The 18,818-nt window shown below is 73.3% G+C and carries 11 protein-coding genes; 2 read left to right on the forward strand and 9 right to left on the reverse strand.

Translation table 11 applies throughout. The features are described from left to right. Positions 1-101: 101 nt before the first annotated feature. Positions 102-1,625: a vWA domain-containing protein gene (locus tag WME95_RS44360; RefSeq protein WP_437905231.1), complete on the reverse strand. Its 1,524-nt coding sequence runs from the start codon at positions 1,623-1,625 to the stop codon at positions 102-104. Positions 1,626-2,026: 401 nt separating this feature from the next. On the opposite strand from WME95_RS44360, the gene WME95_RS44365 reads away from it, so the two are divergent. Then, positions 2,027-2,572 (forward strand): chalcone isomerase family protein, encoded by a 546-nt coding sequence (locus tag WME95_RS44365; protein WP_437905232.1) that lies wholly within the window; start codon positions 2,027-2,029, stop codon positions 2,570-2,572. 16 nt (positions 2,573-2,588) lie between these two features. On the opposite strand, the gene WME95_RS44370 is transcribed toward WME95_RS44365, so the two are convergent. The 5 genes from WME95_RS44370 to acnA form a co-directional block, all read right to left on the reverse strand. Continuing rightward, complete coding sequence (locus tag WME95_RS44370; RefSeq protein ID WP_437796370.1) at positions 2,589-3,038, reverse strand: universal stress protein; 450 nt, start codon at positions 3,036-3,038, stop codon at positions 2,589-2,591. Between the two features lie 150 nt (positions 3,039-3,188). Then, entirely contained in the window at positions 3,189-4,217 is a 1,029-nt protein-coding gene (locus WME95_RS44375; protein WP_437905233.1) for a hypothetical protein, read from the reverse strand. A gap of 20 nt (positions 4,218-4,237) precedes the next feature. Beyond that, positions 4,238-6,439 carry an ATP-binding protein gene (locus WME95_RS44380; RefSeq protein ID WP_437905234.1) on the reverse strand — a complete coding sequence of 734 codons (2,202 nt, stop codon included), beginning with the start codon at positions 6,437-6,439 and terminating at the stop codon, positions 4,238-4,240. 5 nt (positions 6,440-6,444) lie between these two features. Next, complete coding sequence (gene serS / locus WME95_RS44385; protein WP_437905235.1) at positions 6,445-7,746, reverse strand: serine--tRNA ligase; 1,302 nt, start codon at positions 7,744-7,746, stop codon at positions 6,445-6,447. Positions 7,747-7,872: 126 nt separating this feature from the next. Further along, the gene (acnA, locus tag WME95_RS44390) at positions 7,873-10,626 is read right to left on the reverse strand and encodes an aconitate hydratase AcnA (protein WP_437905236.1); all 2,754 of its coding nucleotides are present in this window, start codon (positions 10,624-10,626) and stop codon (positions 7,873-7,875) included. Between the two features lie 61 nt (positions 10,627-10,687). Here acnA and WME95_RS44395 point away from each other — a divergent pair, with 61 nt between their 5' ends. Then, positions 10,688-11,533: an SOS response-associated peptidase gene (locus WME95_RS44395; protein WP_437905237.1), complete on the forward strand. Its 846-nt coding sequence runs from the start codon at positions 10,688-10,690 to the stop codon at positions 11,531-11,533. Between the two features lie 44 nt (positions 11,534-11,577). Here WME95_RS44395 and WME95_RS44400 read toward each other — a convergent pair whose 3' ends face one another. The 3 genes from WME95_RS44400 to WME95_RS44410 form a co-directional block, all read right to left on the reverse strand. After that, on the reverse strand, positions 11,578-12,345 hold the full coding sequence (locus WME95_RS44400) for a hemerythrin domain-containing protein (RefSeq protein WP_437905238.1): 768 nt from the start codon (positions 12,343-12,345) through the stop codon (positions 11,578-11,580). Positions 12,346-12,699: 354 nt separating this feature from the next. Next, positions 12,700-15,009, reverse strand: coding sequence for a sulfatase-like hydrolase/transferase (locus WME95_RS44405; protein ID WP_437905239.1), 2,310 nt, complete (start codon positions 15,007-15,009; stop codon positions 12,700-12,702). Positions 15,010-15,108: 99 nt separating this feature from the next. Beyond that, positions 15,109-18,771: a response regulator gene (locus WME95_RS44410; RefSeq protein ID WP_437905240.1), complete on the reverse strand. Its 3,663-nt coding sequence runs from the start codon at positions 18,769-18,771 to the stop codon at positions 15,109-15,111. Between the last annotated feature and the right edge of the window lie 47 nt (positions 18,772-18,818).

The following is an 18,818-nucleotide window of genomic DNA, read 5'->3' on the forward strand; positions in this document are numbered from 1 at the left end:
GCAGGCGCCAGAACGGGCAGGCGCCAGAACGGGCAGGCGCCAGAACGGGCAGGCGCCAGAGCAGACAGGCGCCGGCGGCGCGCCTCGGCGGCGGCGCTGGATCAGCGGCCCGACCAGACCGGGGAGGCGCTGTTCATCTCGAGCGCCTCCATGCGCCGCGCCGCGGGTGAGGGCGGGGCCGCCGCGGCCGCGCGCGCGGTCTTCCGCGCGCTCGCCACCGCCGAGGCGGCCTGGACGGCGCGCTCCTTCTCCTTGTCCGAGCGGGCGCGCGACGCCTGCTGCCGGAGCCGGTCCTCCGCCGCGGCGAGCTTCGCCTCGGCCGCGCCGAAGTTGCCCGCGCTCACCTCCTGGGCCGCGTCGAGCTGCATCATGCCCGCCTCCATCACCGCGGCGATCGTCTGGGTCTTCTCGTTCTGGTGCGCGGCGACGAGGGCCGGATCGCTCGTCACATCGTAGCGGGCGACCACCTCCTGCACGCGCGGGAGATTGCCGCTCTCGGCGTCGCGGAAGTGGAGCCGCACGCTCGCCAGCGGGTGGGAGCCGGCCGCCGGCGCGGTGACCCGCGCCCGCACGAGCATCTCGCGGTGCTGCCCGCCGAACATCGTGCCGAGCAGCACCCGGAGCGCGTCCCCGGAGCGCTCGGTGCGCTCGTTGGGGACGTCGAGCAGCTCCACGCCGGGCGCCGGGACGATCTCGACGAACGCGCCCGTCGCCGCCGTCGTCTGGAGCAGGGCGAGCTCGCGCTCGAGGACGGAGGACATCTCCCGCGCCTCGGTGAGGTGGTACAGCCGGCCGCTGGAGCCGATGGCGAGCGCGTTGAGCGTGCGCTCGTCGTAGTCGGCCCCCACCCCGATCGACGTGATCTGCACCCCGTGCGCGGCGCCGCGCTGGGCGAGCGCCCCGAGGATGTCGGGAGAGGAAGGCCCGATGTTCGCCTGGCCGTCCGAGATGAGCACCACGCGCCGGACGGCGTGCGTCGACGGCGCCGCGAGCGCGTGCTGCTCCGCGAGCTGGAGGCCAGCGAAGAGGTTGGTGCTGCCGTCGGGGCCGAGCGCGGCGATGGCGCGCGCCACCGCGGGGCGCGTCGACCGGCCGAGCACCGTCGGCGAGACGCGCGCCTGCGCGGTGTCGGCGAACGACGCGACCGAGACGAGATCGCCGTCGGGGAGCCTGTCGACGAACGCCTGCGCCGCCGCGCGGGCGTTCTCCATCTTGGGGCCTTGCATCGAGCCGGAGGCGTCCACGAGCAGCACGACCGCCGCCGGCGCCCGCGGCTGTCCGCGGGCCGCGCGCGCCGCCGGGACATCGATCCACACGCCGAGCTGCGTCTCGCGCGTCCCCGGCAGCGCGAAGGCGCTCGCGCCCGCGGCGCCGATCCAGACGCCCTGGTTCCCCGCGGGCGCCGGCTCCGGCCGGGACGACGGCACGTCGGCCGCCGCCGCAGAGGGCTCGGCCGGCTCCGTCGGGGCGGCGGCCACGGCGACCGGCTTCGCCGCCTCCTCCCGCGCCGCCGCGCCCGGCGCGGCCGCCACCGCCGCGGCGGTCGTGCCCGGAGGCGCCGTCGCGCTGGCCGTGCAGCCCAGAGCCGCCCATCCCATCAGCAATCCAGCGAGCATCGTCCGCATCGAGAAGCTCCTTCTGCCGCAAGCCATGGCGCGGCCCAGGGAGGGACCCGCGTCCCTCCGCCGCGATCTCCCGGTCCCCGCAGCGCGCGGCTTCTACGGACCGGGCCGAAAAAAGATCTCCGGGAGAGCCGGCGTCGGCATCACCGCCGCCGGCCCTCGCACCGGCGAAAGGCCGCCGCTCCGCGCCCGCGCCCGGAGCCCCCTCCGAGCACACAGCCATGGGTCGTCCCTGCCTGACTCCAGGGCGCACCTCGAGATCTCACGAGATCTGTGACTCCCGACGTCCCTCTATCGGTGGTTCAGGTCTTGCTCATTCGCGACCGTCGACGGGCGATCGCCGGAGCGCGGCGCCCGGACACGATGCGCCGCACGGAGCGGCGATGCCGGAGGAGGTCGATCCGATGCAACTCGCGCGAAGCAAATCTCCAGCTCTCCTCGCCGCGTTCGCGGCGGTCTTCCTCGCTGTCGGGAGCCTCCTTGCTTTGCCTGGCTACACGCTCACCGGCACGGGCGTCCGCGTCAGGACCATCGGCGTGCTCAACATCGATGTCTATCGGATCAGCCATTACATGGAGCAGCTCCCTGCCACGAGGTCCAAGGACGCCGTCATCGACATGGACACGGCGAAGAAGTTCGTCTGGACGATGCTCCGCGACGTCGACCGCGCGAGCATCGTCAAGGCGCTGCGGGAGGCGTATGCGTTGAACCGATACACGGACACGCCGAAGATCGAGAGGTTCGTGGCGGCGTTCGAGGGAGACCTCAAGTCGGGAGCGGAGGTCACCATCGCGTACGACCCGGGCGCGAAGGCGACCACCGTCACGGTCGCCGGCGGCGGGACGGCGACCGTGGCAGGCGTCGATTTCATGAAGGCCACCTGGCGGATCTGGCTGGGCAAGATCGATCAGCCCACGTTGAGCGAAGAGCTCATCGCCAGGCTCCGCTGAGGCAGGCGAGCCGCTGTCAGTCCGACGGCTTGTCGCGCACCACGAGCACCGACCGGTTCGTGTGGTTGACGACCTTCGCCGCCGTCGTGCCGAGCACCTTGTCGATGCCCGAGTAGCCGTGCGACCCGATGACGATGAGATCCGCGTTCTCCTCGTCGGCCGTCCGGCAGATGACCTCCCAGGCGACGCCGACGTGGATCACGACCTTCGCGAGGAGCTCGGGCGGCACGTCGCGCGCGAGCTGCGAGAGCTCCTCGCGGTCGCTCCGCTCCAGGATCTCGGGGACCCGGGTGGGCGACTCGTTCAACGCTTCCGCGGGCAGGCTGTGGTGCAGCCCGATCCCGCGCACGAGCACGAGCTTGCCGCCGAGCTTCTGCGCGAGATCGACGCCCTCCGCGAGGACGAGCGACGCCTTGGGGGAGCTGTCCAGTGCAACGAGGATGGTCCGGGGGTGCTTGAGACTCATGGCGTCCGCCTTTCGTGCGGTGACGTACCGCACCTTCTTTAGCCGACCTGGCGCCGGACGCGCAGCGCATCTCTCGGCGGCGGCGCCCCGCTCCTTCGCGCCGGCCAGGCCGTCCGCGCCAAGCCCCGCGGACCGTGCGTCCAGCGTGGATCAGGCGCGGATCATCACGCCATGGCCTCGGTCGTCCGTGAGGATCTCGAACGCCGCGCGCCGCGCCGTGGTCAGGGTCTCGATCCCGACCTCGCGGCCCAGGCTCTTCCGCCGCAGCGTGACGGTGCAAGCCCCGATCTTGGTGTTCAGACAATGCTTCACGCCGCCAGGAGGGTTCCTGTAGGCGAGGCCCACGAAATCGCCGACGGACGCGGAGATCTCCCCCTCGACGCTCAGCCGATCGGTCTCCGTCCGGAAGCGCCAGGTGAAGTAGTCGAACGAGGCATCGGCGCGGACCGACTGGACGAGCGAGCTGAGCGCGATCTCCTCGCCGCGGTGCCGGAGGACCAGCGGCGTCATGTTCGGCGTCCAGAACGGTCCGACCTTCAGTCGGGCCGTGGCGACCTCGAGGAAGCTGTCCGGGTGGCTTTCGAACCCGGCGACCTGCCCCCAGGCGTACAGGTCCGTGTGCTTCGTCCCCCAGTTGTGGTTCTGGCTGCCCACCCAGCCCGAGACGTCCACTTCGCGCCCAGCGACGCGGAGGAGGCCGCTGTAGACGGCCATCGGTGCGCCGACCAGCGCCTTCGCCTTCGGCAGCGGGGCGCCGTAGAGGGCCGCCGGGAGCAGCAGAAGGGGCTCTCCACCGCCCTCGTAGGCGAGGTCCCAGGTGATGGCGTCCTCCCCCTCGCCCGCCGCGCCGGTGAGCCTGCCGAGGCTCAGCCGGGCGCCGTCGATGGCGACCGCCAGGCTGTCGCGGGCGAACGAGCAGCGCCCGGCGAACGGGACCTCGCGCTTGGCGACCGCGTGGCGCCCCGACTCACCGTCGAAGTAGACCGCCCAGAGCTCACCCTCCGCGGCCTCGGGCCGACCGGCCGGGCTGAACAGCGTGTACCGGATCCAGAAGGCGAGCGGCCGCGTCGGGTGGTTCGCGCGCTGGAAGAAGCTCTCGTAGAAGCCGCCCCGCTGCCCCGGCCGGTAACGCGCGTGGTTCGCCCGGTCCCGGATCGTCATCACCTTCGCGACCACCATCGAGCCCCCGCTCCTCCAGCCTAGTGCCCCCGCTTCGACCCGCCGCTGAGAAGATCGCCGATCACCCGCTCCAGATCGTCGAGCGAGATCGGCTTCGCGATCTTCGGGTTGTCCACCCGCTCCACGAACTCCCGCGCGCTCGGCGTGAACGCGCCGCCCGACATGAAGGCCATCTTCGGCAAGAGCTGCGGGAACCGCTCGCCGATCTCGTCGTACAGGGCCATCCCGCTCATCTGCGGCATCAGCAGATCGCAGACGATCGCGTCGATCCGGCCGCCGCGGTCCCGCAGGAGGTCGAGCGCCTCGTGGCCGCTCTTCGCCACGAGCACCTCGTGCCGCTCCTCGAACGCGCGCGCGAAGGCGTTGAGCAGCATCGGCTCGTCGTCGACGAACAGGATCGTCCCGCGCGACGACGCGCGCGGCGGCTCCGGCGGCGGCCGCGGCGCGGGCAGATCCGTGGGGTTGAGGCCGGTCAGGCGGATCGTGAAGACGGTCCCGACGCCGGGCGTGCTCGACACCGTCATCGTGCCGTGCTGCTCCTCGACGATGTTGCGCGACACCCAGAGCCCGATGCCCGGGCGCGCGCTCTCTTCCTTCGTCGTGAAGAACGGGTCGAAGATCCGCTCGACGACCTCCGGGGTCATCCCGCGCGCGTTGTCCTCCACCTCGACGTGGTGGACGCCGGCGTCGAAGCGCGTCGTCACGCGCACCATGTTCTCGTCGCGAGGGCGGTTCGGCATCGCCTGCGCCGCGTTGATGAACAGGTTCACGAACACCTGCGAGAGCTTGCCCGGATAGCCGACGAACGGCGGCATCTCGCCGTAGCTGCGCTCGATGCGGCAGAGCTGGCTGAGCTGCGGGCCCGTCATGCGCAGCGCGAGCTCGATCACGTCGACGAGATCGACCCGCTCGGGCTTGCGCTCGCTGCTGCTCGAGAAGAGGTTGAGGTCCGTCACGATGTCCCGCATCCGCTCGACGCCGGCGAGCGCCTCGTGGCACGAGCGATCGATGAGGTCGATGGCGCGCAGCAGGTCCTCGTACGAGCCCGAGGCGACCGGGCGCGCCGCCGAGACGAGCTTGTGCGCCCCGCTCCGGATCTGCTCCAGGTTCGCCATCACCCACGCCATGGGGTTGTTGAGCTCGTGCGCGACGCTCGCCGCGACCTGGCCGATCGAGGAGAGCTTCTCGCTGTGGAGGATCTGCGCGCGGCGCGCGACCTCCTCGGTGACGTCGCGCATGAGCGCGAGCGAGGCGTCCTCGCCGTAGAGCCGCGTGATCCGGACCGTCATCACCTTGGTCAGGCCGGCGCGCGTCCCGCAGCGGATGGTGGCCTCCCGCGGCGCCTCGGCCCGCGACGCGGACAGCACGAGCGTGCGCAGGGCCGGCACGTCCGCCGCGACCGCGAGCGCGGTGATCGGCCGGCCGATCCACGCCTGCCGCGAGTGCCCGAAGAGCGCCTCGAACCGCACGTTCAGCCGCGTCAGCATGCCCTCCTGGTCGATCGTCGCGAGCACGTCGGACGAGAGCTCGACGATCTCGCGGTAGCGCTCCTCGGAGGCGAACAGCGAGCGCTGGGCGTACGCCTCGGCGAAGCGGTGCTCGAACTGGAGCAGCAGCGCGTCGACGGCGCGGAGCACGTCGATCGAGGACGAGCCGTCCGCCTCGGCGTCGTCGTGCGTCGTGTCGAGGACGCCCGCGACCGCGGTGCGGAACTCGGACGCGGCGATCAGCGGAGCGCTGATGGAGTACCCGGTCGCGTAGCGCTGCTCGACCAGGTGCGTGATGAACTCGTCGAGCAGCGTCTCGCTGCCGTCCTCGAGGATCCTGGTGAACGCGGCGAGCCAGGAGCGCACGTTCTCCGTGACCTCGCCCACGGGCCGATCGGTGTACCGGCCCCGCTCCGGCGGCAGCGCCAGCACGTTCTCGATCCAGTCGTCGATGAGCTCGTCCTTGTGCCGCTTGCAGAGGTCGAGGAGCCGCCGGCGCGCGAGCGCCATCGACGTCTCCGCGTTGGTCGGCGGCCCGTGGACCTGCGAGCGCCGCTCGCCGTCTCCCCCGCCGCGCGCGCCCCGCGACTCCGGGACCTGCGAGCGCCGCTCGCCGTCCCCCCCGCCGCGCGCGCCCCGCGACTCCGGGACCTGCGAGCGCCGCTCGCCGTCCCCCCCGTTGTGCGCGCTCTTCGCTTCCGGAAGCTCACGCTTGGCTTCCTCGTCCGCTGCCATCGCTGTTACCTGCCGCGGAGGACCTCGCAGCCCATGAACGCCCGGAGCGGCTCCGGCACGACCACCGTGCCATCCGCCTGCTGGTACTGCTCGAGGATCGCGATGACCGTCCGCCCCACCGCGAGCGCCGACCCGTTCATCGTGTGGACAAGCCGCGGCTTCGCCTTCGGCTCCGGCCGGTAGCGGATCTGGGCGCGGCGCGCCTGGAAGTCGCCGAAGTTCGAGCAGCTCGAGATCTCGCGGTACAGCCCCTGGCCAGGCAGCCACACCTCGAGATCGTACGTCTTCTGCGAGCCGAAGCCGAGATCGCCGGTGCAGAGCGCCGACACCCGGTAGTGCAGGCCGAGCCGCTTCAGGACCTCCTCCGCGTGCGCGGTGAGCAGCTCGTGCTGGCGAGCGGAATCCTCCGGCGCCGAGAACCGCACGAGCTCGACCTTGTCGAACTGGTGCTGCCGGATGAGCCCGCGGACGTCGCGCCCGTGGCTGCCCGCCTCGCTGCGGAAGCACGGCGTGTAGGCCGCGTAGGCGATCGGGAGCGACGCGCCGTCCAGGATCTCGTCGGCGTGGAGGTTCGTGACCGGGACCTCGGCCGTCGGGATGAGGTACAGGTCGTACGCCCTCTCCGGGTCGCTCTTCTGCGTCTTGAACAGGTCCTCGGCGAACTTGGGCAGGTTGCCCGTGCCGAACAGCGCCGTGTCCTTGACGAGGAAGGGCGGCAGCACCTCGAGGTAGCCCTGCTCGCGCGTGTGCAGGTCGAGCATGAACGAGATGAGCGCCCGCTCGAGGCGGGCGGCCGCGCCCATCAGCACGGTGAAGCGCGCCCCCGAGAGCTTCGCCGCGCGCTCGAAGTCGAGGAGGCCGAGGGCCGTGCCGATGTCCCAGTGCGACTTCGGCGCGAACGAGAAGCTCGGCTTCTCGCCCCACGCCCGGACGACCACGTTGCCCTCCTCCCCCGCGCCCACGGGCACCGACGGGTCCGGCAGGTTGGGCACGACGGAGAGCAGCTCGGTCATCCGCTTCTCGAGCTCGGAGACGACCTGCTCGGCCTCCTTGATCCGCGTCGACAGGGCCTTCAGCTCGTCGCGCTTCTGCGCGAACTCGGGCGATTTCTTGTCGAGGCGCGCCATCGCGTCGTTCGCCGCGTTGCGCTCCGCCTGCCACCGCTCGAGCTCCTGGATGTTGGACCGCCTCGCGCTGACCGTGGAGGCGAAGTCGCCTCCGAGGCTGGCGGCGGCGGCGGGCGAGCGAAGGGCGAGCGCCGCGCGCACCTCATCGAGGTGCTCCGCGACGTAGCGAGGATCGAGCATACCCCAGGGTTTAGCCGAAGCCCGCACGCGCGTCAGCAGCCGCGACGCGCCGCTCCGCTCCGAGGATGGGCCCGCTCCCCGCGCTCCCCGCCAGAGGCCCGGCGGGGAGCGGCGCGCAGGGAGGCGCTAGGCGCTGGCGCCGAGGCTGCGCAGCACGAACTGGAGGATGCCGCCGTGCTGGTAGTAGTCGACCTCGTTCGGCGTATCGATGCGCGCGGTGACGGTGAAGGTCTTCTTCGCCCCGCCTTCCCCGGTCGCGACGACGTTGAGCTTCTTGCCCGGCGTGAGGTTGTCCGAGATGCCGTCGATCTCGAACACCTCGCGCCCCGTGAGGCCGAGGGTGGACGCGTCCTCGCCCGGCGCGAACTCGAGCGGGAGCACGCCCATGCCGACCAGGTTCGACCGGTGGATGCGCTCGAAGCTCTTCGCGATGACCGCGCGCACGCCGAGCAGCTTCGTCCCCTTGGCCGCCCAGTCGCGCGACGACCCGGTGCCGTACTCGGCGCCGGCGATCACGAGCAGCGGCACGCCCTCGGCCTTGTACTGCATGGCCGCGTCGTAGATCGTGGTCTTCTCGCCGTCGGGCAGGTGCACCGTGATCCCGCCTTCCTCGCCGGGGCGGAGGGCGTTCTTGAGGCGGATGTTCGCGAACGTGCCGCGCATCATCACCTCGTGGTTGCCGCGGCGGGCGCCGTACGAGTTGAAGTCCGCGGGCGCGACGCCGTGCTCGACCAGGTACTTCGCGGCGGGGCTGTTCTTGGCGATGTTGCCGGCCGGGGAGATGTGGTCGGTCGTCACCGAGTCGCCGAGCAGCGCGAGCACGCGCGCGGCCCGGATGTCGGTGAGCGGCGCCGGCTCCTTCGACAGCCCCTCGAAGAACGGCGGCCTGCGCACGTAGGTCGAGCCCTCGTCCCACACGAACGTCTGGCCGCCCGGGACCGCGAGCTTCTGCCACTCCTCGTCGCCGGCGAAGACGTTCTCGTACTGCACCTGGAACTGCTCGGGACGCACGGCCGTCCGGATCGCCTCGTTGACCTCGGCCGAGCTCGGCCAGATGTCCTTCAGGTACACCGGGTCGCCGTTGCGATCCGTGCCGACCGGCTCCTTGAAGAGGTCGGCGTCGACGTCGCCGCGCAGCGCGTACGCCACGACGAGCGGCGGAGAGGCGAGGAAGTTCATCCGCACGTGCTGGTTGATGCGGCCCTCGAAGTTGCGGTTGCCCGAGAGGACGCTCGCCACGACGAGATCGTTGTTGCGGATCGTGTCGCCGATCACGTCCGGCAGCGGCCCGGAGTTGCCGATGCAGGTCGTGCAACCGTAGCCGACCATGTGGAAGCCGAGCGCCTCGAGGTACGGCAGGAGCCCCGCCTGGCGCAGGTAGTCGGTGACGACCTTCGACCCGGGGGCGAGCGACGTCTTCACCCACGGCTTCACCGTGAGCCCGCGCTCGACGGCCTTCTTCGCGAGCAGGCCCGCGCCGAGCATGACCGCCGGGTTCGACGTGTTGGTGCAGGACGTGATCGCGGCGATCACGACCGAGCCGTGGCGCAGCGTGTAGCGCGTGTCGCCCTCGGTGATCTCCGCCGGGCGCATGACCTTCTCGAGCGCGGGCGCGCGCGCGGCGGCGTTGCCGGCCCCCTCCTCGAGGAACGCCTTGACCGCGGGCGCGTCGGCCGCGGCGAACTCCTTCTCGAGCATGCCCTGGAGCGAGGCGCGGAAGGCGCGCTTCGCGTCGCGCAGCGGGACGCGGTCCTGCGGCCGCTTCGGGCCGGCGATCGACGGCACCACGTCGCCGAGGTCGAGCGAGAGGGTGTCGCTGAAGACCGGGTCCGGGGTGCTGTCCGTGCGGAACAGCCCCTGCTCCTTGTAGTAGGCCTCGACGAGCGCGACGAGCTGCGCGGGCCGGCCGGTGAAGCGCAGGTAGGCGATCGTCTCGTCGTCGACGGGGAAGAAGCCGATCGTGGCGCCGTACTCGGGCGCCATGTTGGCGATCGTGGCGCGGTCCGGGAGCGAGAGCGCGCTCAGGCCGGGGCCGTAGAACTCCACGAATTTCCCGACCACCTTCTTCTGCCGCAGCAGCTGCGTCACCGTGAGGACGAGATCGGTCGCGGTCGCGCCCTCGGGCAGGCTGCCGTGGAGCTTGAAGCCCACGACCTCGGGGATGAGCATCGAGAGCGGCTGGCCGAGCATCGCCGCCTCGGCCTCGATGCCGCCGACGCCCCAGCCGACGACCCCGAGCCCGTTGATCATCGTGGTGTGCGAGTCGGTGCCGACGAGCGTATCCGGGTAGACCAGCGTGCCCTGCCGCATGACGGCGCCCGCGAGGTACTCCAGGTTGATCTGGTGGCAGATGCCCTGGTCGGGCGGCACCACGCGGAAGTTCGTGAACGCCTGCGCTCCCCAGCGGAGGAACGCATAGCGCTCCTCGTTGCGCTCGAACTCGAGCGCCGCGTTCACCTTCACGGCCGTCGAGGACGCAAACTTGTCGACCTGGACCGAGTGGTCGATCACGAGGTCGACGGGCTGGAGCGGGTTGATCTTGAGCGAGTCGCCGCCGAGCTTCGCGAGCGCCTCGCGCATGGCGGCGAGATCGACCACGGCGGGAACGCCGGTGAAGTCCTGGAGCAGCACGCGCGCCGGGTGGAAGGCGATCTCCTGCGAGGGGCGGGCCTTCGGGTCCCAGTTGAGGACGGCCTCCACGTGGTCCTTGCGCACGACGCGCCCGTCCTCGTGGCGGAGGAGGTTCTCCAGGAGGATGCGCAGCGAGAAGGGGAGCTTGTCGATCGACGCGCCGCCTCGCGCCAGCGAGGTGAGCTTGTAATAGGTGTATGTTTCGGCTTGAACCGTCAGCGTGCTCTTGGTGCCAAAGCTGTCGACCATGCGGCCTCCTCCAACGTCCGGAGCGCCCTTGTAGGCGCCCCGAAGCCGCTAATCTAGTGTTATGTGCGCGCGCTTCACCCTCGCCGTTCCGGACTTTGCGACCCTCATCGCGCTGCTCGAGTCCTCCTCTGGCGCGGGCCGGGCAGGTAGCGGCCGGGCTCGGTCGATTGCCGCTGATCCGGAGATAGCGGCAAGGTTTCGGCCTCGTTTCAACATCGCACCTGCGACCGTCCACCCGGTGCTGCGCGCGCGGGACGGCCGGCGCGCGCTGGTGGCTGCGACCTGGGGCTTCGTGGGGCGTTTCGCCAGGGGCGGCGCCGGCCCTTCGCTCCTGGCCAACGCGCGCGCCGAGAGCGCGCGGGCGAAGCCGACGTTCCGCGAGGCGTTCGCGGCGCGCCGCTGTGTGGTGCCGGCGGACGGCTTCTACGAGTGGACCGGGCCCAAGGGCGCGCGGCGGCCCACCTGGTTCCACCCCGCGGAGGGCGGGCTGCTCCGACTGGCCGGGCTGTACCAGCCGGCGAAGGACCCCGAAACGGGGGAGCCCGACGTCCGCTTCACGATCCTGACCACCGACGCGAACGCCGACGTCGCGCCGATCCACGACCGCATGCCGGTCCTGCTGGGCCCCGGGGACGTGGACCTCTGGCTCGGCCTCGGCGACGGCGCGGACGCGGATCGGGCCGAGGCGCTGCTCCGGCCGGCGCCTCGCGGCGCCCTCGCGGCGCGCGCCGTCTCGCCGCGGGTCAACTCGGTCGCCCACGACGACCCCACCCTGCTGCAGGAGCTCGCGGCGGAGGCCGCTGCTCCGAAGGCCGCTGCCTCGAAGGCCGGCGGCACGCTTCCGCTGTTCGATCTCGATGGCGGCGCGAGGCCCGCCGTCCCCTCCGGCCGGACCTCGCGCCGCTGATCTGCGGCAACGTACGTTGATGTGCGCGGGCCGCCCTGCGACGCTCAGCGCGCGGAGGCGCTGCTCGCGCGACCGCCCTTGCGGCCTGTGCGGCTGGTCTTCGCCGGTCGGCTCGCCTTGCGCGCGGGCGCGGCTCGCCCGGTCTTCGCGGGCGCCGTGGCCGCTGTCTTCTTCCGTCCGGTCGCGGCGGTGCTGCGCCCCTTCTGCGCGCCCCGCGCCGGCTCGGCGCGCTGCGTCGACGCGCGCTTCGACGCGCGCTTCGCGGGTGGACGCTTGGCCGCCGCCTTGCGCGCCGACGGCTTCGCCGTGCGCGCGCGGCGGCCGGCGGTGGCGGCGGGCATGCTCTTCGCGACGTTCCGAGCGAGGAGCGCCTCCACGTCGCTCTCGCGCACCTGGCCGAAGCGCGCCTCCAGGCGGCTGCCGAGCTCCTCGAGGCGCGCGGCGCCCATGGCGCTCTCGACCTGGGGGAAGAGCTCCTTCTCCTCCGCCTCGACGTGGTGCTGCACGAGCTCCTTCAGCACGCCGAGCCTGGCGTGAAAGGTTTCGTCACCCGGCTCGGTGCTGAGCAATTTCTGCAACATGACGTCGACGAGCGCGTGCTCCTCGTACGAGGTCGGGATCAGGGGGGAGGCGCCGAGCGCCTCCCGGCTCTCGGGGTAGAAGAGCTCTTCCTCGATGGCCGAGTGGCTCACGAGGGTCGCCACGAGCTCGTCGCGGAGCGCGCCGATCTCGTCGCTGTCGGCCTGCGACATGCGCTCGAAGAGCTCTTCGACTTCCTGGTGATGCTCCTTCAATAGGTCGGTCGCCTTCATGCGGGGACTCCTCTCACGGAAAGATGAAGCGCCGTCGAGGCGCTTGGCCTGTGCGGCCTGCGGGTTTGCGCGAAGCATGCCAGGCGAAATGGGCGCGTGAAGCGAGCGCACGACGCGCACGCGCGGGCGCAGGCGTACGTCGTTCGGCCAACCCGCGCGGGGGCGTCGCGGCGCGCGCGACGCGGGGCGTGCTGCCCCGCAGCGAGGCGTCATGGCACCGCTGGAGCGTGATCGCGCGCGGCCTGCGCGATGTCGCGGACGCCTTCGCCCGCGCAGGGCGCCGGCGCGCCGCCGGGCGCCGTCAGCGGGCTTTGCTCGGCTCGCAGGCGCGGGCGCCGGTCGATCGCGCGGGCCTCAGTTCGCGCCCCATACGTTGAGCACGGCCGCCGTTTCCGCGTCGATCGTGGCCGGCTCCCGTTGCGCCGCGGGCGCGCGCACGGACAGGTCGAACGTCACGGTACGCCGGAAGAGCGACACGGTGGCGAGGGGCATCACCTCGCGACGGTTGAAGGCGCAGGTCGGGTCCACGTCGAGGTCGCAGAGGTAGGGGGGAACGCCGAGTCGACCCGAAAGCACGAGGTTGCCCCAGCGGGTGGAGTAACGATCGCCGAGGGCGGCGATCTGGGGGCCGCGCTCGACGCCCTCGAGGCCGGAGGCGACCGCCGCCAGATCCTTCCCGAGCGGTTTGCGGGCGAACGAGAGGCCGAGGGCGGCGATCGCCGTGCGCGCGACGTCGATGATCTCGGTCGGGGCAGCGACGCGCTGGCCGGCGTACAGATCACCGGGAAAGTGGACATAAAGCGGGAGCGTCAGGACGGGCTCCTGGAGGTCCATGCCCTCGCCGTAGAGCACGGCGTCGGAGCGCCCGCTGGCCAGATCGCCGGTCACGATGAAGAGGGTCTCGTCCCACAGGCCGGCGGCCTTGAGGGTCCCGATGAGGTTGCCGAGGGCGCGGTCCTGGCCGGCGAGGGCGATGGAGAAGAGGTCGCGGATCCGGTCGCGATCCTCGGGGCTGAGCACATCGCGGCGCCGGCCCCTCAGCCTGGCCAGCACCTGGGCGGCGCGGCGCGGCTCGACGGGGCCGGCGTACTCGACGGGCTTGAGGGCGTTCAGCTCCTTCGGGCTGACCTCCCAGGGCGGATGGCCGCCGCGCGCGTGGACGAACGCGAGGAGACGGTTGGACGCGTCCTGGCGGACGGTCTCGCTGATCCAGGTGGCGGCGGCGTCGATCGGGGTGGTGGCCGGCTCGCCGCTCGTCGGGGGGTGCTCGAGGACCCGGGACCAGCCGGGTCCGAAGCCGAACGCCCGGAACGTGGTGGGGACCCCGGTGAAGAACCCGGTGCGGATGCTGCTGTCGCTCGCGATGGCGCCGATGGTGGTGACGCGGGCGGGGAGGCGGGCCCCGGTGTCGGCGACGGTGTGGGCCGGCGGCGGAAGACCGGTGAGCAGCGACGCCGCCACGGCGGACACGACCGTGCTCGGCCCGCGGTGGTGATCGAACGTCGTCGCTGACGTCGCGAGCTCCGAGAGCGTGGCGAGGTGCGGCTCCGGACGACCGCTCCAGGGGGGCAGATCGGGCCGCTCGACCCCGTTCAGGGCGACGATCACGACGGCGCGCGCTGCGGGCACGGACGGCGGCGGCTCCGGCGATCCGGCGAGGACGGGGTCGCCGAAGAGGATGCGTCCTCCGCGGGCCGCGGCGGCGGCGCGGAGCTCGAGGGAGATGAGGGATCCGGCGAAGGGCGCGAGCGGCAGCTCGACGTCGGTCCAGGTCGCCTTGTCGCCGCCCTCGACGTGGACGCGATGGATCACGAGGGGCTCCTGGCCGTCGCGGAGGACGCGGATCTCGGCGTCGCCGTCTCCCGACCCCAGCGCGCCGATGGCGGTGTGGAGGCGGGTCACCCTGGAGGGGCGAAAGGCGCAGCGGACCGCGCCCGGCGCGCGCAGCGCGATGGACCGGTGGGGGACGCCCGACAGCGCGGCGGCGGGCGCGACGACGTCGCGCAGGGTCGGGGGGCCGTACGTGGCCGGGTCCTCGTCCGGGATGCCCACGCGCACCCAGTCGACGTCGGCGAACGACTCCCCCTCGCGGAGCCGGCCGGAGAACTGGAGCGTGAGGGTGTGAAGGCCGGGGTCGGCGGGGAGCGTGGTGGTCGGGGTCGACGCGATGCGGATCTGGTCGCGCTGGAGGCGGAGCGTTCCGAGCAGCTGGTCGTCCAGGGAGACGGTGGCGTACTTGGAGGTGAGCCCGACGGCCCGGGCGGACACGAAGATGGGGCTCGCGGACGGCAGGACGAACGTGAGCTTGATCTGCCGCTCCGAGATCCGCGCCCAGGTGGATCCATCGTGCTCGACCGCCTGAATGCCGGTGGGCACGGTCCCTTGCCACGCAAAACGGCCGAGGAGCGAGCCCGCGCCGGTATCGAACAGGAGCCCTCGGTGCTCGAGATCGCAGCTCGGCAGCTCGTCGATGAGGTGCACGACGTCGCGCGCCGGCGGCTGAGGCGTCGCCCGCGGGCTCGCGGACGCTGCGGCCGGGGCGCCGGAAGGCAGATCGCGGGTCGACGTCTCGCACCCGGTGCAACCGGAGAGGAGCGCGGCCGCGGCGGAGGCGAGCGTGAGCGCGAAAGAGGGATGGCGGGTTCGGATCACGCGGGCGCGCACGGGGCGTCCTCTACCACGAGCGGGGCACCCTGCCTGCGGCTGGGCACCCCGGGGCGAGCGCGGGCTGCTCGATTGCCTGGGGGAGCGCTCGTGGCGCGCTCAGCGGCGCCACGGCGGCGCGACGCGGAGCCGGGTGAGGCGGCCGGCCTTGACGACAGCGAAGCGCACGCGCTCCTCGTCCCGGAGCTTCGCCCGGATCTCGTAGGCGCCGTCCTTGGGCGCGAGCGGCAGCTTGACGCTGCCGGTGCCGACCTTCCGCCCGTCCACGAAGAGCGTGTCGCCCGCGCCGGCGATCACCTCCAGCATGCCCTGCCCCTCGGGCACTTTGTGCTCGGCGGCCAGCGGCAGATCCTCGGGGAGCACGGGGTTCGACGTCGTCTCGCCGATCGGCCCGGCGGCAGCCGGGGCCGGCGTGGCGGCGACCGCCGCCGCGACCACGCTCGACGAGCCGGCGGCGGCTGGCACAGCGCCGGGCGGGGCAGCGGTCGCGGGCTCCGCGGCTGGCGGGCTCGGCTGGTCGGAGGTCAGCGAGGCGCCCTGCAGCTCGTGATCGCGCGACAACCGCGCGGCGACCGCGAAGACGAACGCCGCCACCGCGAAGAGGACCCACATCGTCATGCGGTTGTCGCGGGCGGGCGGCTGCGGCGTCGGCACGTAGGCCGACGGACGGCGCACGCGGCGCGGCGTGGGCGACTCGTCGACGGCGGGCGCCGGGGCGGGGGCCGCGAGCCGCGCGACGGGCGGCGCCGAGGGGACCTTGAGCGCCGCGGGCGCCGGCGCCTCGACGACGGGCGGCGGCGGGAGCGAGCCCAGCGTCATCAGCCGCTCGGGCTTCGGGTACTCCAGCGCGGGCAGGGTGGCCTCCGGCCTGCGGGGCGCGGGCGCCACGCCGGGAACGGCCGGCGTCACGCCCGCCAGCAGAGCGGCGTCCACCTGGGGGCTACGCGCCGCGCGCACGCTGACCACATCACCTTGAAGCTCGGCGAGATCGCTCGGAACCCGTGCGTTGACCAGCGCGCCGGACAGCGCCGTCGCCTCCTCGTCCGCGCTCGCGAACGCCGTGTCCTCGTCCTCACCGTCCACGGACAGCACGGGGATAGACATGGCCGAGCCCGGCCCTGACACCGCCGAGCTCGGCGCAGCCGAGCCGCGCGCCGGCATGGCCGATCGCGGCGCCACCGAGCCGGGCACCACCGTGAGCTGATCGTCGGTGAGCTCGACCGAGGCGCGCGACGACGCGGCGGCGGCGTCGCCGGCGAGCTCGGGTGGCAGCGCCGCGACCGGGGCGGCCCGCTCCGGGAGGCGCCGCACGCCGCGGAGCGTCTCCTCCTCGTAGGCCACGGCGGGGGCGAGCAGGTCCTCTCCCTCGCGGCTGATCACCCGGCGTACGCCGCCGCGGGCCGCGACGTCGTTCAGCACGTCCTCGACGAGGCCCGCGGCGAACTCCCCCGAGGTGATGACCGATCGCGGCGACGTCCCCCGGGCGAGCGCCCTCAGGAGCGAGCGCGCCGGCTCGGGCGTCGCGTCGGCGGTCGCGCCCATCCCTTCCAGGTCGAGGACGACGCGCTCGACCTGCATCAACGGCGGCCCGTGGAACAGCCGCTGGGCGGCCCGGGCCGCCGCGATCGCGGGCAGGAGCTGCTCCGCGAGCGTCCCCTCGAACCCGGGGCGCGGCGGCGCCGCGAGCTCGCTCTCCGGCAGAGGCGCCACCACGAAGCGGCCGGAGCCGACGCCGAGGAGCGCCGCGAGCACGGAGGGGCCGCGGTGGAACGTCCCGTCCTGCGCCGTCCGGGTCGCGCCGGCGGGGCGGCCGTCCTTGAGCAGCACCTCGTACAGGAACGCGGCGTCCCGGACCGACACGAGCGCGTCGGGCCGGCGCGAGCACGAGAGCGACAGCAGCGTCCGCGCCGTCATGCCGTCGAGCCGCCCGCGGACCTCGCCGCCCGTCGCGATGCGCTCCGCGACGCGCCGCCTGCCCCGCAGGACCTCGTGCACCCGCTGCACGAAGGCCGCGGCGCTCTCCTCCTTGCGGAGGTAGCCGTCGGCCTGGGCGCCGAGCTCGCGGAGCCGCTGGAGCAGGTCCTCCTTCCAGGAGAGCAGGATGACCGGCACGTCGCGCAGCGCGACGTCGCGCTTGAGCGCGCGGCAGAGGGCGAAGCCGTCGAGCCGCGGCATCAGCACGTCGCTCACGACCAGGTCCGGCGTCGTCTGGTACGCGAGGTCGAGCGCCCGCGCGCCGTCGTGCGCCTCGTGCACATTCGCGCCCGCGGCCCGGAGCACGCCGGCGAGGAACCACGTCACCGCCGGATCGTCGTCCGCCACCACGATGTCGATCGCGTCGAGCGCCGCGTCGCCCGGCGCCGCGCTCGACGCGCTGATCGTGCGCGCCGGCGACTTCGCGCGGATCTCGCTGTGCAGCCGCGAGCGCTCGCCCTCGGGCGCGCTCGGCGCGATCATCCACGGGGCGAGCGGCAGCGCGCCCTCCGGCCCGTTCGGCGAGAACCGCACGCCGCCCTGCGAGCGGATCGTCACGAGATCGCGGATGCGCGCCACCGCGCCCCAGAGCGCCGCGAGGACCTCGGCGCCGTCGCCGAGGTCCACGTGCTCCCCGCGGCTCCTCGGCTCGGCGGCGTCGCAGAGGCCGCGGCGGAGCTCCTCGGCGAGGCGCGCCCCGAGCTCGTCGAGGTTGACGGCCCCGAGCGGCCCGCGCGCGGCGCGCGCGGTCTCAGCGCGCACGCAGGCCACCGCTGCCTCCGCGGCGGCGCGCCGGAGCGCGTCCGGCGAAACGGGCTTCGGCAGCGCGCGCGCGGCGCCGAGCGCCACGTAGGGGGCCGCGTCCTCGGGCCGCGCGAAGCGGCCGACGGCGACGACGGGGACCAGGTCGGTCAGCGGATCGGCGGCCAGCGCCTCCGCCAGCCCGCGCGCGCCCGGCATGTCCGCGTCGAGCAGGACCAGATCCGGCGCGAAGGCCCGCGCGAGATCGATCGCCGTCTCCACGTCGTCGGTCCGCTCGACCTCGAACGACGGCCCGGCGTCGGCGCTCGCCGAGTCGAGCGCCTCGGCGAGCGGCGCGGCGCCCACGACGAGGACCGTGATCGGCGCGTCGATCGACGCGGCCGGCGCGGCCTCGGGCGCCTCGGCGGGGGGCGCCTGCTCCGCGCCGCGCGTCGAGGACGCGCGCGCTTCCTCTTCATCCTCGAGCGAGAGCGGCTCGGCGGCGAGCGCGCGGCCGTTGCTCACGCCCGCGATCCACGTCGTGGCCTGGCCCTTGGCCGCAACCGCGCCTTCCGGCCGCGCGCTGGCGCTGCGTGCGTTCGGCTGCTCCGCGGCGGCGCGCGCGCGGGGCGGCGCCGGCGCCTGCTCGAGCGGCGCGGCGGCGCGCGCGGGCGCCGCCTGCTCGCCCATGGCCGACTGCCCCCAGGCCAGGGCGGGCAGCTCCTCGAGCAGCTTCCGCAGGGCCGCCGCGGCCTCGCCGCCGAGCCGCGCGCCGTTCGCGGCGGCGACCTGCGACTCCCCTTCGGCGAGCCGCTCGGCGACGCGCACGAAGCGCAGGAGGCGCGCCCCCGCGCCGAGCGAGTGCAGGCGCCGCTTCAGCTCCTCGACGAGCCGCGGCGCATCGCCCTCTGCCTCGATCCGCCGGACCATCTCGCGGAGCTCCGCCACGCGGCGACCCAGGTTCGCCACGAACTCGGCGCGCGCTCCGCCCAGCCGCTCTTGCCGAGCCTCGCTCGCTGGATTGCTGCGCGGCCCCGCGTGCTCCACTGCCGTCGATCCTACGCCCATTGGCGGTCCCGTATCACAGGAGGATC

The sequence above is a fragment of the Sorangium sp. So ce327 genome (genome assembly GCF_051530205.1).
In the GTDB taxonomy this organism is placed as follows: domain Bacteria; phylum Myxococcota_A; class Polyangia; order Polyangiales; family Polyangiaceae; genus Sorangium; species Sorangium cellulosum_B.

Excerpts from the sequence above, each read along its gene's own strand:
- WME95_RS44360 (WP_437905231.1), bottom strand. The coding sequence starts at position 1,625 with ATGCGGACGATGCTCGCTGGATTGCTGATGGGATGGGCGGCTCTGGGC.
- WME95_RS44375 (WP_437905233.1), bottom strand. The coding sequence starts at position 4,217 with ATGGTGGTCGCGAAGGTGATGACGATCCGGGACCGGGCGAACCACGCG.
- WME95_RS44400 (WP_437905238.1), bottom strand. The coding sequence starts at position 12,345 with ATGAAGGCGACCGACCTATTGAAGGAGCATCACCAGGAAGTCGAAGAG.
- WME95_RS44370 (WP_437796370.1), bottom strand. The coding sequence starts at position 3,038 with ATGAGTCTCAAGCACCCCCGGACCATCCTCGTTGCACTGGACAGCTCC.
- acnA (WP_437905236.1), bottom strand. The coding sequence starts at position 10,626 with ATGGTCGACAGCTTTGGCACCAAGAGCACGCTGACGGTTCAAGCCGAA.
- WME95_RS44365 (WP_437905232.1), top strand. The coding sequence starts at position 2,027 with ATGCAACTCGCGCGAAGCAAATCTCCAGCTCTCCTCGCCGCGTTCGCG.
- serS (WP_437905235.1), bottom strand. The coding sequence starts at position 7,746 with ATGCTCGATCCTCGCTACGTCGCGGAGCACCTCGATGAGGTGCGCGCG.
- WME95_RS44380 (WP_437905234.1), bottom strand. The coding sequence starts at position 6,439 with ATGGCAGCGGACGAGGAAGCCAAGCGTGAGCTTCCGGAAGCGAAGAGC.
- WME95_RS44395 (WP_437905237.1), top strand. The coding sequence starts at position 10,688 with ATGTGCGCGCGCTTCACCCTCGCCGTTCCGGACTTTGCGACCCTCATC.